Here is a 393-nt window from a genome sequence, read left to right as displayed (position 1 = left end):
CTCGTAGGCCGTACAACACACGATCCGCCACGCGCCGTCGTCGAGCCGCAGATTGTAGCCCGTGCGGAACCTCCAGCTTTCGTGGCCGGCGGATCGGTCGATCGTCCAGGCGACGTTGGCGACAAGGTCGGTCCCGCCCTGCGGCAGCACCCCTTCCACGACAAAATGCGCCCGCTCGGCTCCGCTTTCGCGATAGAAGTCGAGCAACCGCGTCATCGCCTGCAGGACCTCTTCGGCAGTCGACCAGACGGTCGTCTCCCGCTCGACGAGGAGGCACGGCGCCGCGATATGCCTGGCGATTGCCGCCGGGTCGCCGGCGTTGAAGGCGTCCCGGTAGCTCGCGAAGAATTCCTCTATCCGAAAGCCCGCTCCTTCCACCACGGATATTAGGAC

At 65.6% G+C, this 393-nt stretch carries 1 protein-coding gene; it reads right to left on the bottom strand.

What is annotated here, in order from left to right; translation table 11 throughout:
• On the bottom strand, positions 1-393 hold a 393-nt coding region (locus tag JG676_RS08660; protein ID WP_200217989.1), incomplete at both ends, for a DUF4440 domain-containing protein.

The organism is Campylobacter sp. 2018MI34, assembly GCF_016598975.1.
Taxonomy (GTDB): domain Bacteria; phylum Campylobacterota; class Campylobacteria; order Campylobacterales; family Campylobacteraceae; genus Campylobacter_D.
This window is presented reverse-complemented; position numbering and strand designations above follow the sequence as displayed.